This window comes from Gordonia caeni (genome assembly GCF_039537105.1).
Classification (GTDB): domain Bacteria; phylum Actinomycetota; class Actinomycetes; order Mycobacteriales; family Mycobacteriaceae; genus Gordonia; species Gordonia caeni.
This window is the reverse complement of record NZ_BAAAZW010000002.1, coordinates 267328-281987: the sequence shown is the minus strand read 5'-3', so window position 1 is coordinate 281987 and position 14660 is coordinate 267328. Positions and strand designations below refer to the sequence as shown.

General features: G+C 69.9%; 12 protein-coding genes. 7 read left to right on the top strand and 5 right to left on the bottom strand.

Annotated features, from left to right (window positions below; translation table 11 throughout):
* Positions 1-37 precede the first annotated feature (37 nt).
* A complete protein-coding gene (locus tag ABD732_RS04055; RefSeq protein ID WP_344780847.1) occupies positions 38-1153 on the top strand; it encodes an NDMA-dependent alcohol dehydrogenase in 1116 nt (371 codons plus the stop codon).
* A gap of 156 nt (positions 1154-1309) precedes the next feature.
* Here ABD732_RS04055 and ABD732_RS04050 read toward each other — a convergent pair whose 3' ends face one another.
* The 5 genes from ABD732_RS04050 to ABD732_RS04030 form a co-directional block, all read right to left on the bottom strand.
* The gene (locus ABD732_RS04050) at positions 1310-2194 is read right to left on the bottom strand and encodes an exodeoxyribonuclease III (protein ID WP_344780845.1); all 885 of its coding nucleotides are present in this window, start codon (positions 2192-2194) and stop codon (positions 1310-1312) included.
* 86 nt (positions 2195-2280) lie between these two features.
* Positions 2281-3963, bottom strand: a complete 1683-nt coding sequence (locus ABD732_RS04045; RefSeq protein WP_344780843.1) for an FAD-dependent oxidoreductase — start codon at positions 3961-3963, stop codon at positions 2281-2283.
* 4 nt (positions 3964-3967) lie between these two features.
* Positions 3968-4726, bottom strand: a complete 759-nt coding sequence (locus ABD732_RS04040) for a crotonase/enoyl-CoA hydratase family protein (RefSeq protein ID WP_344780841.1) — start codon at positions 4724-4726, stop codon at positions 3968-3970.
* The gene (locus ABD732_RS04035; protein ID WP_344780839.1) at positions 4723-5487 is read right to left on the bottom strand and encodes an SDR family NAD(P)-dependent oxidoreductase; all 765 of its coding nucleotides are present in this window, start codon (positions 5485-5487) and stop codon (positions 4723-4725) included. Before ABD732_RS04035 ends, ABD732_RS04040 begins: the two co-directional genes overlap by 4 nt.
* Positions 5488-5544: 57 nt before the next feature.
* Positions 5545-6723 (bottom strand): thiolase family protein, encoded by a 1179-nt coding sequence (locus ABD732_RS04030; RefSeq protein ID WP_344780837.1) that lies wholly within the window; start codon positions 6721-6723, stop codon positions 5545-5547.
* Positions 6724-6865: 142 nt separating this feature from the next.
* Here ABD732_RS04030 and ABD732_RS04025 point away from each other — a divergent pair, with 142 nt between their 5' ends.
* Genes ABD732_RS04025 through ABD732_RS04000 form a run of 6 tightly spaced genes read left to right on the top strand, consistent with a single transcriptional unit; the run spans position 6866 to position 14655 of the window.
* Positions 6866-8044 (top strand): acyl-CoA dehydrogenase family protein, encoded by a 1179-nt coding sequence (locus tag ABD732_RS04025; RefSeq protein WP_344780835.1) that lies wholly within the window; start codon positions 6866-6868, stop codon positions 8042-8044.
* Positions 8045-8081: 37 nt separating this feature from the next.
* Positions 8082-9758, top strand: a complete 1677-nt coding sequence (locus tag ABD732_RS04020; RefSeq protein WP_344780833.1) for an AMP-binding protein — start codon at positions 8082-8084, stop codon at positions 9756-9758.
* A 15-nt stretch (positions 9759-9773) separates the two neighbouring features.
* Positions 9774-10940 carry an acyl-CoA dehydrogenase family protein gene (locus tag ABD732_RS04015; protein WP_344780831.1) on the top strand — a complete coding sequence of 389 codons (1167 nt, stop codon included), beginning with the start codon at positions 9774-9776 and terminating at the stop codon, positions 10938-10940.
* Positions 10941-10987: 47 nt separating this feature from the next.
* Positions 10988-11887: an HpcH/HpaI aldolase/citrate lyase family protein gene (locus ABD732_RS04010; RefSeq protein ID WP_344780829.1), complete on the top strand. Its 900-nt coding sequence runs from the start codon at positions 10988-10990 to the stop codon at positions 11885-11887.
* Positions 11888-11944: 57 nt separating this feature from the next.
* Complete coding sequence (locus ABD732_RS04005; RefSeq protein WP_344780827.1) at positions 11945-13423, top strand: aldehyde dehydrogenase family protein; 1479 nt, start codon at positions 11945-11947, stop codon at positions 13421-13423.
* Positions 13423-14655: a CaiB/BaiF CoA transferase family protein gene (locus tag ABD732_RS04000; RefSeq protein ID WP_344780825.1), complete on the top strand. Its 1233-nt coding sequence runs from the start codon at positions 13423-13425 to the stop codon at positions 14653-14655. Before ABD732_RS04005 ends, ABD732_RS04000 begins: the two co-directional genes overlap by 1 nt.
* Positions 14656-14660 lie beyond the last annotated feature (5 nt).

Below are 14660 nucleotides of genomic sequence, written 5' to 3'. Positions count from 1 at the left end.
ACCCCCGCTATCCCATCCCCCTTCAAAGGAGAAGACAATGAAGACCAAAGCCGCCGTACTGCTCGGCCCGGGCGAGCCGTTCAAGATCATGGAACTCGAACTGGACCCGCCCGGCCCCGGCGAGGTGCTGATCAAGTACACCGCCGCCGGTCTGTGTCATTCGGACCTGCACCTGACCGATGGCGACCTTCCGCCGCGCTACCCGATCGTGGGCGGCCACGAGGGCTCCGGCATCATCGAAGAGGTGGGCCCCGGCGTCACCAAGGTGAAGCCGGGCGATCACGTGGTCTGCAGCTTCATTCCGAACTGCGGCACCTGCCGCTACTGTTCCACCGGCCGCCAGAACCTGTGCGACATGGGTGCCACCATCCTCGAGGGCTCCATGCCCGACGGCACCTTCCGCTTCCACGGTCCCGACGGTGAAGACTTCGGCGCCATGTGCATGCTCGGCACCTTCTCCGAGTACTCCACCATCTCCCAGCATTCAGTGGTCAAGGTCGACGACTGGCTGCCGCTGGAGACGGCGGTCCTGGTCGGCTGCGGCGTCCCCTCCGGTTGGGGCACCGCCGTCAACGCCGGCAACCTGCGGCCCGGCGACACCGCCGTGATCTACGGCATCGGCGGCCTGGGCATCAACGCCGTCCAGGGCGCGGTGTCCGCGGGCTGCAAGTACGTGGTCGTGGTGGATCCGATCGAGATGAAGCGCAACGCCGCGATGAAGATGGGCGCCACGCACGCCTTCGCCACCGCGGAGGAGGCCGCCGAGAAGGTCAACGAGCTCACCTGGGGACAGGGCGCCGACGCCGCCCTCATTCTGGTGGGCACCGTCGACAAGGAGGTGGTCAGCAATGCCACCGCGATCATCGGCAAGGGCGGTCGTGTGGTGATCACCGGCCTGGCCAATCCGGCCGAGCTGACGGTGCAGGTGTCGGGCACCGACCTGACGCTGAACCAGAAGACCATCATGGGCACCCTGTTCGGCTCGATGAATCCGCAGTACGACATCATTCGGCTGTTGCGCCTGTACGACGCCGGCGAACTCAAGCTCGACGAGTTGGTGACCCAGCGGTACACCCTGGACGAGGTGAATCAGGGGTACGAGGATCTGCGCAGCGGACAGAACATCCGCGGCGTGATCGACCACGCCAAGTAGTTCGACTCACGGGTCGCAGCGCACCTGCTGATCGAGCGCACCTGTTGTGTTGATCGAGCGGAGTCGAGATCTCGACTCCGCTCGATCAGCATGTGTTCGGTTCGATCAGCAGGTGTTCGGTTCGATCAGCTGGTGTTCAGTTCGATCAGCAGGTATTCAGTCGGCGACCGAATGCGGCAGCTTCACCGAGCCGGGCGCCACCGTGGCCGGACGCGACGGCGGCGGCACCATCGGCCCGGCGTTCCCGTCCGGCGCGGTGTCCAGGTCGACGACCACCGGGGCGTGGTCGCTCGGCTTGGTGCCCTTGCGGGCCTTCCGGTCCACCCACGCGGCCTGCACGCGCTCGGCGATCGGCTCGCCCGCCAGGACCAGGTCGATCCGCATGCCGAGGTCCTTGTGGAACATCCCGGCGCGATAATCCCAGTAGGAGTAGATCCGCGCATCCGGCCAGTGCTCGCGCTGGACGTCGCGCATGCCCAGGTCGAGCAGGCCGGTCAGTTCGGCGCGCTCGCGCGGCGTCACGTGCGTGTGCCCGGCCAGTGCGACCGGATCGAAGACGTCGGCGTCGGTCGGGATGATGTTGAAATCGCCACAGACCATGGTGTCGGCCGCGTCGGGGGCGACGGCGGCGCGGAGCTTGCTGAGCCAGTCGAGCTTATAGCCGTAGTGGTCGGAGTCCACCTCGCGCCCGTTCGGCACGTACACCGACCAGATCCGGGTGCCGCCACAGACCGCGGAGACGGCCCGGCCCTCGGGCGCGGCGGCCGGGTCCGGGAAGCCGGGCGCATCGGGGAAACTCGTGCGGACGTCGTCCAGGCCCACCTTGCTGAGCAGCGCCACCCCGTTCCACTGGCCTTCGCCGAAGTGCGCGAACTCGTAGCCGCGGGCGGCCAGCTCGTCGCCGAGTTCGGCGGCGAAGGCCTCGTCGTTCACCTTGGTCTCCTGCAGGCAGACCACGTCCGGCTGCCGCTCGTCGAGCCACGGGAGCAGCCGCGGGATCCGCGGCTTCACCGAGTTCACATTCCAGGTCACCACGCGCATGGCGTCCACCGTAGTCGCGGCGCCCGAGACGGCAGGCCGGGGTCTCGGCCCCGCGCGGACGAGGACTCGACCGGCGAACGAAGGAGTCAGTGGTCGGCGGGCCCCATCGCGGGCATGCCCAGGGCCACCGACCGCATGTCCTGTGCACTCACCATCTTCACGCGCGGCCGGCCCTGGGACCGTCCGGCCTGACGTTCGGCCTGGTCTATGCGCTGCCAGCCGTCGGCGTCGATCGGTGTGGCACCGCGGCCCGAGACCAGCTCCACGACGTCTTCGCGCGAGCGAGACGGGGCCGGCAGTGTTCCGGCCAGATGGTCGTCGATGAGCATGCGGGCGGTCTCCTGGCCGCAGAAGCGGTTGCTGCCGATCCCGCCGGTCGCCCCGCGTTTGAGCCACCCCGCCACGTACAGGCCCGGCAGGCGATCGCCGTCGTCACCGGTGACCCGGCCGTGGTCGTTGAGGACCACGGACCGCTGCTCGTCGAAGGGCAGACCGGCGACGGGCTCGCCGCGGTAGCCGATCGAGCGCACCACGGCACCGGCTTCGAGAACGAAACTCTCGTCGCCGGGCACCACGGCACCGGACTCGTCGAACCGGTTGCGCACACAGCGCACGCCCGTGACCCGATCGTCGCCGTCGATCCGGATCGGGGTGGTGAGGTAGCGGAAGACCACGCGCCGGTCGGCGCCCCCGGCCGGTCGGGCCGCATATTCGCGGGCGAGGCGGATCTTGGTGGCGACGGTGCTGTCGAGGTCACCGCTGTCGAAGGCGCTCTCGGTGGCCGCGTCCAGGGCCAGGTCGGCCTGGTCGATCACCACGTCGACGCCGTCCACCTGCCCGATCGCGAGGAATTCGGAGTTGGTGTACGCCCCGTGCGCGACGCTGCGGCGCGCCACGATCGTCACTTCCCGGACCGCCGAGTCGCGCAGCACCGCCAGCGCATGGTCGGCGATGTCGGTGGCGGCCAGCTCCTCCGGATCGGTCAGCAGCACCCGGGCCGCGTCCAGGGCCACGTTGCCGTTGCCGATGATCACCACCCGCTCGCACGACAGGTCCACCCGATCGCCGGCGTGCTCGGGATGACCGTTGTACCAGGCCACCAGGTCGGTGGCCGAGAGCACTCCGGGCAGTTCCTCGCCGTCGATGCCCAGGCGCTTGTCGGTGGCGGCGCCGCTGGCGTAGATCACCGCGTGATAGCGCTCGGCGAGTTCGTCGTGGGTGATGTGCTCGCCCACCGTGACGTCGAGCAGGTACCGGAAGTTCCGTTTGCGGGCCGTGGAGGCGAAGGTCCGGTCCACGCCCTTGGTGGCGGCGTGGTCGGGGGCCACCCCGGCACGGACCAGCCCGTACGGCGTGGGCAGCCGGTCGTACACGTCCACCTGCACCGACGAATGTCGGACCAGTTCCTCCGCCGCGTAGAACGCGGCCGGCCCGGCCCCGACGACGGCCACGTCGAGTGGCTGGTCGGGCAGCTTGACCGCCTTGACGGTCGGCAGCTCCCCGGCGGTGACGTCGTGGTCGCGGTAGTAGTCGGCGTTGATCTGCAGGAACGGTTCCTGGTGCTCCTCCAGTTCGTCGTCGGCGAAGATGGCGTCGACCGGGCAGGCATCGACGCATGCCGCGCAGTCGATGCACGTGTCCGGATCGATGTACAGCATCTCGGCGGTGGCGAACTCCGGCTCCTCCGGAGTGGGGTGGATGCAGTTCACCGGGCAGACGGTCACGCAGCTGGAGTCGTTGCAGCACGGCCGGGTGATCACGTAGGTCATGGCGTCAGCGTCCCTTCCACACCGGGTCGCGCTTCTCCCGGAACGCGCTCGCCCCTTCCCGCGCGTCCTCGGAGGAGCGGATCGGCTCGTAGATCTCCCACATCCGCGCGAAGCGCTCGTCGTTGGACCAGTCGCGCGCATTGGTCATGATCTCCTTGGTGCCCCGCACCCCGAGGGGACCGTTGCGCGCGATCCGCTCGGCCAGTGCGATCGCCCCGTCGAGAGCCTCACCGGGTTCGGTGAGACGGCTGATGAGACCGGCGTCGCGGGCCTGCTCGGCGCTGACGAAGTCTCCGGTCAGCGCCCACTCGAGGCCGACGGCGTACGGCACGCGCTCGGGGAGGCGGAGCAGGCCGCCGCCGCCGGCGAGCAGCCCGCGCTTCACCTCGGGCAGGCCGAAGACCGCGGTCTGCGAGGCGACGACGAGGTCGCACGCCAGCACGATCTCGAAGCCGCCGGCGATCGCGTGCCCCTCGACCGCGGCGATCACCGGCTTGGCCGGCGGAGTCTCGGCGATACCGGCGAAGCCACGGCCCTCGATGGACGGGCGTTCGCCGGCCAGGAAGGCCTTGAGGTCCATTCCGGTGCAGAAGGTTCCGCCCGCGCCGGTGAGCACACCGGCGGTGAGATCGGGAGTCCGATCGAGCAGATCCATCGCGTCGGCGATGGCCTGTGCGGTGGCGGTGTCGATGGCGTTGCGCACCTCGGGGCGGTCGATGGTCACGACCAGGACGCCGCCGCGGGTCTGAGTGTGAACGGTCATTTCGGCCCCATCCGGATCGCGCCGTCGAGGCGGATCACCTCGCCGTTGAGCATCGCGTTGTCGATGACGGCCATCGCCAGACGCGCGTACTCGTCGGGGTCGCCGAGACGGGCCGGGTGCGGAATCTGCGCCGCCAGACCGTCCCGGATGTCCTGGGAGAAGCGGGACAGGATCGGGGTGTCGAAGACGCCCGGTGCGATGCTGTTGACGCGCACCAGCTTTCGCGCCAGGTCGCGCGCGGCGACCAGCGTCATGCCGACCACTCCGGCCTTCGCCGAGGCGTAGGGGATCTGGCCGATCTGGCCCTCCCAGGCGGCCACCGAGGCGGTCATCACGATCACGCCGCGCTCGCCGTCGACGGGTTCGTTGCGCACAATCCGCGCCGCGGCCAGCCGGAGCACGTTGAAGCTGCCGATCAGGTTGGTCTGGATCAGCGAGGTGTAGGTCTCCAACGATCCGGGTTCGCCGTCGCGCTCCACCACCCGCACGGTGCCGCCGCGGCCGGCGCAGTGCACCGCGGTGCGCAGCGGGGCGCGGGCTTCGGCGAGGTCGAGGGCCGCGTCCACGGCGACCGGATCGGCCACGTCGGCGGGGCCGAACTGGACCAGGTCGCCGAGGTCGGCGGCCACCTGCGCGCCCGCCGAGGTGGGCAGGTCCACGATCACCACGTGGACGCCGGCCTCGACGAGCCGTTTGACGGTGGCCAGGCCCAGACCGGAGGCGCCCCCGGTCACGATGGCCGAACTCTCGGTGAGTTGCATTGTCTGTTCCCTTCTAGTGAGCGTGCGTGGTGCGACCGAACGGTGCGGTTCAGATGGTCAGCCGAGGCATTCGACGACGGTGGCGTTGGCCATGCCGCCGGCCTCGCACATGGTCTGCAGCCCGTACCGGCCGCCGGTGGCGGCGAGGTGGTTGATCAGCGTGGTCATGATGCGGGCGCCGGAGGCACCCAGCGGATGGCCAAGGGCGATGGCCCCGCCGACGGGGTTGAGCACCTCGTCGGCCACGCCGAGCTCGCGCTGGAAGGCCAGCGGCACCGCCGCGAAGGCCTCGTTGACCTCGAAGGCGGCGATGTCGCCGACGGTCAGCCCCACGCGGTCGAGCACCTTTCGGGTGGCCGGTATCGGGGCGGTCAGCATCAGGAGCGGATCGTCGCCGAGCACCGCGGAGCCGACCACCCGGGCCCGCGGCCGCAACGACAGCTCGGCGGCCTTCTCGGCGCTCATCACCAACAGCGCCGAGGCGCCGTCGGTGATCTGCGAGGAGTTGCCCGCGGTCACCTTCCAGTCGATGTGGCCGAAGCGGTCCCGGTTGGCGTCGGTGCCGAACACCGGGCGCAAGCCGCTCAGCTTCTCCGCGGTGGTCCCGGGCCGGATGGTCTCGTCGGCGGTCACCGCGGCGCCGCCGGCGCTCACCGGCACGATCTCGCGATCGAAGGCGCCGATGTGTGCGGCGTCGGCCGCCCGCTGGTGCGAGCGCGCCGAGTAATCGTCGAGTTCGCTGCGGCTCAGTCCCCACTTGTCGGCCACCAGTTCGGCGGCGACCCCCTGGCCCACCAGATCCCCGTAGCGGGCGGACACGCCGGGGCCGAACGGGTCCGCGTCGCCGCGGGCGCTGCCCATCGGCACGCGGCTCATCGATTCGACGCCGCCGGCGACGACGATGTCGTACGCGCCGGCCATCACCCCCTGGACGGCGAAGTCCAGGGCCTGCTGACCCGAGCCGCACTTGCGCTCGATGGTGACCGACGGGACGGTCACCGGGAAGCCTGCCGCCAGGGCCGCCTGCCGCCCGGGAGTGGCCGACTGCTCCAGGTTCTGGCCGACGCAGCCGATCAGGATGTCGTCCACCTGGCCGGGGTCGATTCCGGTGCGTTCGACCAGCGCCTGCAGCACCCCGGCCAGCAGATCCACCGGGTGCACCGCGGCCAGCGCACCACCCTCGCGTCCGCGCCCCATGGGGGTGCGGACCATGTCCACGATCACCGCTTCGCGCATCGGTCCTCCAAGTTTTTCGGTTAAGCGTGCATCTTCCCGCTATCTATGATTATGTTTACCACAGATGGTGTGACTGCAGTCGCACCTTTGACCGAACGCAACGCGCATTACTAATATAACTATATGTATGAAAGGGGTCACAATGTCGCACGGTTCCGTTGCCGAGCAGACCGCTGATCTGGAGGCGATCAAGTCTCTCGCCGCCCAGGTCGCCGAGGAACGCTATGCACCACTGGCCGCACAATGGGATGCCGAGCGCACCCCGGTGCCGCTCGAGGAACGACAGTTCCTGGGCTCACTCGGCCTCCTCGGCATCGCCCTGCCCGAGGAGTACGGCGGCTCCGCGGCCCCGATCTCGCACGCGCTCACCGTCATCGAGCAGTTCGCCTACCACTGCCGGCCGGCGGCCTTCCAGATCTTCGAGGCCAACACCGGCCCGGCCCAGGTGGTCGCCCGGCTGGGCACCCCGGAGCAGAAGGAACGTTTCCTGCCCGGGATCATCGCCGGCGACATCACCATGGCCGTGGCCATTTCCGAGCCCGACGCCGGCTCGGCGGCCACCGACCTGACCACCCGCGCCACCGTCGACGGTCAGACCGTCCGGGTGAACGGCAACAAGCGTTGGATCTCCAACGGCAGCGAGGCCGACGTCTACCTGGTCTATGCCCGGATGAGCGACGTTCCCGGCGCGAAGGGCATCGGGGCGGTGCTGGTGGAGGCCGACCGGCCGGGCGTCAGCTTCGGCGCCCGCGAGAAGCTGATGGGCTTTCGCGGCATCCCGTCGGCGGACATCTACTTCGACGACGTCGAGGTCCCGGCCGAGAACATCGTGGTGCGCCCGGGCGGCTTCCGGCAGCTGTTCACCACCTTCTCCATCGAGCGCCTGGGCAACACCACGATGAGCCTGGCGCTGGGCCAGCGCGCCCTGGATCTGACGATCAAGTACGTCCAGGAGCGCGAGCAGTTCGGCAAGCCGCTGATCGAATTCCAGGCCGTGCAGATGACCGTCGCCGACATGGCGCTGCAGGTCGAGGCCGCCCGCTTGCTGCTCGAGCGTGCCGCCTCGGCCGTGGTGACCTGCGACGACCTTCCCGATCCGCTGCAGGTCTCGCTGGCCAAGTGCACCGCCAACGAGATGGCCAAGCGCGTCACCGATCTGGCGATGCAGCTGCACGGCGGCAACGGCTACACCGAGGAGTTCGGTCTGGAACGGATGCATCGCGACGCCCACGGCTGGGCGCTCGCCGGGGGCACCCCGACCATGCAGCGCACCCGGATCGTGTCCGAGTTGCTCGGCCGCTCCTTCGACCAGCGCCGCTGACCGGCCGACCATCGATCACGACGAGGATCTTCAACCCATGAACCACTACACGGACATCACGCCGAACTTCCCGTCCCCCGCGGACTGGACGTTGGCGACCGTCCTGCGCACCCACGCCGCGGCCACCCCGCAGGCTCCCTGCCTGCTGGTCCCGGAGGAAGGGGTCGAGCTCACCTACGCCGGGGCCCTGCGTTCGGCCGAGCAGATCGCCGGCTCCTGGCACGCCGCCGGCGCCGACCGGGGCGACCGGGTCGCCATCATGGCGCTGAACTCCTCGTCACTGGTGCTCAGCTGGTGGGCCACCGCCGTCGGCGGCACCGTCCAGGTACCCGTCAACACCAACTACGAGGGCGAGTTCCTGCGGCACCAGCTCACCGTCTCCGCTCCCCGATGGGCGGTGATCGACGACGACTTCGCCGACCGCTTCCTGGCCCTGGACCTCGAGGCGGACCCGAACATCGCGATCGAGAAGTTCTGGGTGATCGACAACGGCGCGGGCGCCGGCGCGATCGCCCGGCTGCGGGCCGCGGGCCTCGCGGCCGCCCCCTGGGACGAGCTGCTGCTCGGGGCCGAACTGAACGCCCCCGCCCCGCAGCCGCAGGACCTCGGCGCGATCTTCTTCACCTCGGGGACCACCGGCCCCTCCAAGGGGGTGGCGATGCCGCACGCGCAGCTGTACTTCTTCGCGCAGGAAGTGGTCTCGCTGACCCGGCTCACCGCCGCCGACCGCTACCTCACCACCACTCCCCTGTTCCACGGCAACGCACAGTTCATGGCGGTCTTCCCGGCGCTCGTCGCCGGCGCCAGCGCGGTGATCCGGCGCAAGTTCAGCGCCAGCCGCTGGATCGACAACGTCCGCGACTCCGGGGTCACCGTGACCAACTTCGTCGGCGTCATGATGGACTTCGCCTGGAAGCAGCCCCCGCGCGAGAACGACCGCGACAACCTGCTGCGCTGCATCTACGCCGCGCCGATCGCCTCGACCATCGCCGAGGACTTCAAAGAGCGGTACGGCATCGAGACCTTCGTCAACGCCTTCGGCCTCACCGAGACGTCCGCGCCGATCCTGTCGCCGTACGGGGTGGACATCCCCGCCGGCGCCGCCGGCCTGCAGGCCTCCGACTGGTTCGACATCCGCCTGGTGGACCCCGAGTCCGACCAGGAGGTGCGGGTCGGTGAAGTCGGCGAGCTGGTGGTCCGACCGCGCGTACCGTGGATCTGCAGTATGGGCTACTACGGCATGCCGGAGAAGACCGTCGAAGCGTGGCGCAATCTCTGGTTCCACACCGGTGACGCGCTGCGCCAGGACGCGGCCGGGTGGTATTACTTCGTCGACCGCTACAAGGACGCGCTCCGGCGCCGCGGCGAGAACATCTCCTCCTACGAGGTGGAGCAGGTGGTCCTCGGGCATCCGGCCGTGCGCGAATGCGCGGTGATCGGTGTGCCCGCCGACGTCGAGGCCGGCGAGGACGAGGTGCTCGCTGCCGTGGTGGTGAACGAGGAGGTCAGTCCCGCCGACATCCTCTCCTTCTGCGACGGCCGCATCCCCGCCTTCGCCCGCCCCCGGTACATCCGCGTGGTCGACGACCTGCCCAAGACCCCGTCGGAGAAGGTCCGCAAGTCGGTCCTCCGCGACGAGGGCGTGCCCCCCGGGACCTTCGACGCCGCCAGCCCCCCCGTGCCCGTGCCCGCGCACGCCGAACGAGCCCTGTAGACGAGGACGATCACCGTGGACTATTCGACCGACCAGACGCACGAGGACATCCGGCAGGCCGTCGCGACCCTGTGCAGCAAGTTCCCCGACCAGTACTGGATGGAGCACGACGACTCGCACGAGTTCCCCTGGGAGTTCTACAACGCCATCGCCGAGGGCGGCTGGCTCGGCCTGACCGTGCCCGAGGAGTACGGCGGCGGCGGACTGGGCGTCACCGAGGCCGCGATCGTCGAGCGCGAGATCTCCGCATCCGGCGCCGGCATGGGCGGCTGCAGCGCCGTGCACATCGGGATCTTCGGCTTCGAGCCGATCATCCACCACGGCAGCGAGGAGATGAAGCGCAAGTACCTCCCCCGCGTGGTGACCGGCGAACTGCACACCTCGTTCGCGGTGACCGAACCCGACGCCGGCACCGACACCACCAACATCAAGACCTTCGCCCGCAAGGTCGACGGCGGCTGGCTGGTGACCGGCAAGAAGGTGTGGATCACCAAGGCGCAGGAAGCCGAGAAGATGCTGCTGCTGTGTCGCACCAGCCCGCGTGACGAATCCGCCAAACGCACCGCCGGCATGACGCTGATGTTCGCCGACATGGACCGCGACAAGGTGCAGATCCGCGAGATCCCCAAGATGGGACGCAACGCCGTCGACACCAATGAGCTGTTCATCGACGAACTGTTCGTCGCCGACGAGGACGTGGTCGGCGAGGTCGGTCACGGCTTCCGCACCATCCTGGGCGGCCTCAACGCCGAACGCGTCATCTCCGCCAACGCGGCGCTGGGCCTGGGCGAGGCCGCCCTGCGCCGCGGCGTCCAGTACGCCAACGAGCGCGAGGTCTTCGGCCGCCCGATCGGCAAGAACCAGGGCATCGCCTTCCAGCTCGCCGAGGCCCGCATCAAGCTCGACGCCGCGGCCGCGGTGCTCGACAAGGCCACCTGGATGGTCGATCAGGGCCTGCCGTGCGGCCGCGAGGCCAATGCCGCCAAGTACCTGTGCGCCGAGGCCGGCTTCTTCGCCGCCGACGTCGCCCTGCAGGTGCACGGCGGATTCGGCTTCGGCAAGGAGTTCCACGTCGAACGGTACTTCCGCGAAGCCCGGCTGATGCGCATCGCGCCGATCAGCCAGGAGATGGTCCTCAACTACACCGCCGAGCACGTGCTGGGCCTGCCCCGCAGCTACTGATTCGCCCCGCCGTCCCGCCGTAGATTCCACCCGCGAAAGAGGTCACCGTGCAGCCTTACCGTTCCATCCTCTTCGTCCCCGGCCACCGCCCGGCCTGGGCCGACAAGGCCGTCGCGTCCGGCGCCGACTGCGTGGTCCTCGACCTGGAGGACTCGGTGCCCGCCGAGCAGAAGGAGGCCGCGCGCGAGACGGTGGCGCAGACCATCGGCCGGCTGCGCGCCGAGCACCCCGGTGTCGGCTTGTTCGTCCGGGTCAATCCGCTGGCCACCCGGCTGACCGGCGGCGACCTCGAGGCGGTCGTGGTGCCCGGGCTCACCGGCATCTTCGCGCCCAAGATCGAAGAGGCGGTGGACGTGCGCCAGTACGACGCGCTGCTCGATCATTTCGAGCTCCGCAACGGCGTCGACGACCTGGAGTACATCGTCCCGGTGGAGACGGTGAAAGCCATCCAGAACTGCCGCGAGGTGGCCGGTGCCTCCCCGCGGGTCGGCGCGATGATCGGCCCGTCGGCCGAGCACGCCGACATCGCCCGCGAGGTCGGCTACGAGTGGACCCCCGAAGGCCTGGAGACGCTGTATCTGCGCAGCCGCGTCCTGCTGGCCTGCCGGGAGCACGGCCTGCACGCCCTCACCGGGCTGTGGGAAGACCTGGAGAACCTCGAGGGTCTGCGGGACTTCGCCGTCCGCGGCCGCCGACTCGGCTTCCGCGGCATGATCGCCATTCATCCGTCGCACGTGGCCACCGTCAACGAGGTCTTCAGCCCGTCCGACGAGGACATCGCCTTCTACGAGGGCATGGTGTCGGCCTATGAGCAGGCCGCCGCCGAGGGCGTGGGCGCACTCCGCTACCGCGGCCTGCACATCGACAAGGCCCACTACGACAAGGCCACGCAATGGCTGGCCCGTGCGGCGGCGCACCGACGCACCGACGGCCCCGCCGCCGACTGATCAACCCCCGATGCCGGGCGCACCGCCCCGCGCACCACTTCCCGGAAGGACGTCTCGATGACCGAGCCACAGACCACGACGATCGACAAGAACTGGGTGCCGCCCAACCGCAGCCTCCTGATCGGCGGTGAAGACGTGGAACCGGCGGGCGGGGTCTGGGACGTGTACAACCCGGCCACCGAAGAGGTGATCGGCACCGTCGCCGGCGCCTCCGCCGAGCAGGTGGATCAGGCCGTCGCCGCCGCGCGCGCAGCCTTCCCCGCCTGGGCGGGTCTGTCCGGGGCCGAGCGCGCCGCCCACATCCACCGGCTCGCCGATGCCTTCGACCGCGCCGCCGACAGGCTGCTCCCGTCCATCGTGAACGAGGTGGGCACCCCCGTCGCCCTGGCCGAGTACCTGCAGGTCAAGATGGCCGTCGACGAGCATCTGCGGTGGGCCGCCGAGGCCGCCAAGACCGACCGCACCCTGCACCTGGGCGAGTTCGACAAGCCCGTCCCGACGATGAGCGACGTGCGCTACGAACCGGTGGGCGTGGTCGCCGCGATCACCGGCTACAACTACCCGCTCAACCTGGCGGTGTTCAAGTTCGGTGCCGCCCTGGCCGCTGGCTGCACCGTGGTGCTGCTGCCGTCCCCGCGCACCCCGCTGACCACCCTGCTGATGGCCGAGCTGATCCAGGAGTCGGGTCTGCCGCCGGGCGTGATGAACGTGATCATCGGCGACGTCGAGGTGGGCCGACAGCTGTCGTCGCACCGCGGCGTGGACAAGGTCTCGTTCACCGGCTCGGACGGTGTCGGCGCCAAGATCATGGCGCAGGCCGCCGAGAACCTCACCGGCGTCACCCTGGAGCTGGGCGGCAAGTCGCCGAGCCTGGTCCTCGAGGGCGTCGACGTGCAGAAGATCGCCGTCGAAATGCATCTGCGCTGGTCCCGCAACGGCGGTCAGGGCTGCGCGGCACTGGCCCGGCTGCTGGTGCACCAGAGCCTGTACGACGAGTTCCTGGAAGCCGGCGCCGGCGCCTTCGACCAGATGATCGTGGGCGATCCGTGGGACCGGGCCACCAACATCGGCCCGATGATCCGCCCCGACCACCAGGCCAGCGTCCAAGGCTTCATCGACGAGTCCGTCGCGGCCGGCGGCCGCAAGCTGCTGGAAGTGACCAAGCCGGTGCCGGAGAAGGGCTGGTTCGTCAATCCGGTGCTCCTCGGTGATCTGCCGCCGGACGCGCGGGCGGTGCAGAACGAGATCTTCGGGCCGGTGGCGGTGATCCTGCCGTTCGCCGACACCGAGGAGGCCATCCGCCTGGCCAACGACACCCCGTACGGCCTGGCCGCCAACGTGTGGTGCGACGACCCGATCGAGGCACGACGTGTCGCCGAGCAGATCCGGGCGGGCACCGTCTGGATCAACGGCGGCGGCGCCATGCGCCCGGACGCCCCCTTCGGCGGCTTCGGCCGCTCGGGCGTCGGCCGCGAACTCGGCGAGTGGGGCGTCCGCGAATACCTCGAGCCCAAGCACATCCAGTGGAGGCTGTGATGACCGAATCCGCCGCTCCCGGTACCCCTGCGACCGCTGCGGGGCCGCTGGCCGGTGTCCGGGTCCTGGAACTGGGCACCATGTACGCCGCCCCCACCGCGGGGCGCATGCTCCGCGATTTCGGCGCGGACGTGATCAAGGTGGAGGATCCGTCGACCGGCGACTACGCCCGCCAGTGGATCCCGCAGAAAGACGGCCTGTCCTTGGGCTTCTCCCGGCTCAACGCCGGCAAACGCTCGGTCGGCATCGACCTGCGCACCGACGAGGGCCGGGACCTGGTGCGGCGGTTGGCCGCCCAGGCCGACGTGCTGGTCGAGTCGTTCCGGCCGGGCCGGTTGGAGGACTGGGGTCTGAGCCCCGAGCAACTCCACGAAATCAACCCGGGCCTGGTGATCGCCCGCGTCTCCGGCTTCGGGCAGACCGGTCCCAACCGGTTGCTGCCCGGCTTCGGCACCGTCGCCGAGACCGCCAGCGGATTCGCGAACGTCAACGGCTGGCCGGACAGCCCGCCCACCTCGCCGCCGTTCGGTTTCGCCGACTCCATCGCCGGGCTGTCGGCGGCGATGGGCGTGTCGATGGCGCTGTTCAACCGCAGCCGCACCGGCCGCGGAGACGTGGTCGACGTGGCGCTCTATGAGCCGTTGATGTTCATCGTCGGCGACATGTTCCTCAAGTACACGGCGCTCGGCGAGGTCCAGCAGCGGATCGGCAACAGCACCGGCGCCGCCTCTCCGCGCGGCATCTACGAGGCCGCCGACGGCAGGTTCCTGTCGATCGCGGCCTCCAACCAGGCCATCGCCACGCGGCTGTTCGCCGCGATGGGCCGGGCCGCCGACATCGAGGACCCCCGCTACGCCACCAACGCCGCCCGCCTGGAGCACAACGACGAGGTGCAGGCGATGGTCATCGACTGGTGCGCCCAGCGGCCCCGCGACGAGGTGCTGGCGATCCTCGAAGAGTTCGAGGTGGTTTCGGCGCCGGTCAACGACGCCGCCGACGTGGTGGCCGATCCGCACTTCCTGGAGCGGACCCTGGTGGGCATCACCGGCAATCCGACGCTCGCCGGAACCCTGATGCCCGGCCCGGTGCTGCACCTGGACGGCTACGACGGTCCCGAGTACGACGGCGTCCCGGCCGTCGGCGAGCACACCGAGCAGGTGCTGACCGAACGACTGGACCTGGACGGCGATGCTCTGGCCCGCCTCCGCGACGCCGGCGTCATCGCCCACTGACACCC

Bases quoted from the DNA above. Each gene is read 5' to 3' on its own strand.
- ABD732_RS04055 (WP_344780847.1), top strand. From the start codon at position 38: ATGAAGACCAAAGCCGCCGTACTGCTCGGCCCGGGCGAGCCGTTCAAG.
- ABD732_RS04050 (WP_344780845.1), bottom strand. From the start codon at position 2,194: ATGCGCGTGGTGACCTGGAATGTGAACTCGGTGAAGCCGCGGATCCCG.
- ABD732_RS04045 (WP_344780843.1), bottom strand. From the start codon at position 3,963: ATGACCTACGTGATCACCCGGCCGTGCTGCAACGACTCCAGCTGCGTG.
- ABD732_RS04040 (WP_344780841.1), bottom strand. From the start codon at position 4,726: ATGACCGTTCACACTCAGACCCGCGGCGGCGTCCTGGTCGTGACCATC.
- ABD732_RS04035 (WP_344780839.1), bottom strand. From the start codon at position 5,487: ATGCAACTCACCGAGAGTTCGGCCATCGTGACCGGGGGCGCCTCCGGT.
- ABD732_RS04030 (WP_344780837.1), bottom strand. From the start codon at position 6,723: ATGCGCGAAGCGGTGATCGTGGACATGGTCCGCACCCCCATGGGGCGC.
- ABD732_RS04025 (WP_344780835.1), top strand. From the start codon at position 6,866: ATGTCGCACGGTTCCGTTGCCGAGCAGACCGCTGATCTGGAGGCGATC.
- ABD732_RS04020 (WP_344780833.1), top strand. From the start codon at position 8,082: ATGAACCACTACACGGACATCACGCCGAACTTCCCGTCCCCCGCGGAC.
- ABD732_RS04005 (WP_344780827.1), top strand. From the start codon at position 11,945: ATGACCGAGCCACAGACCACGACGATCGACAAGAACTGGGTGCCGCCC.
- ABD732_RS04000 (WP_344780825.1), top strand. From the start codon at position 13,423: ATGACCGAATCCGCCGCTCCCGGTACCCCTGCGACCGCTGCGGGGCCG.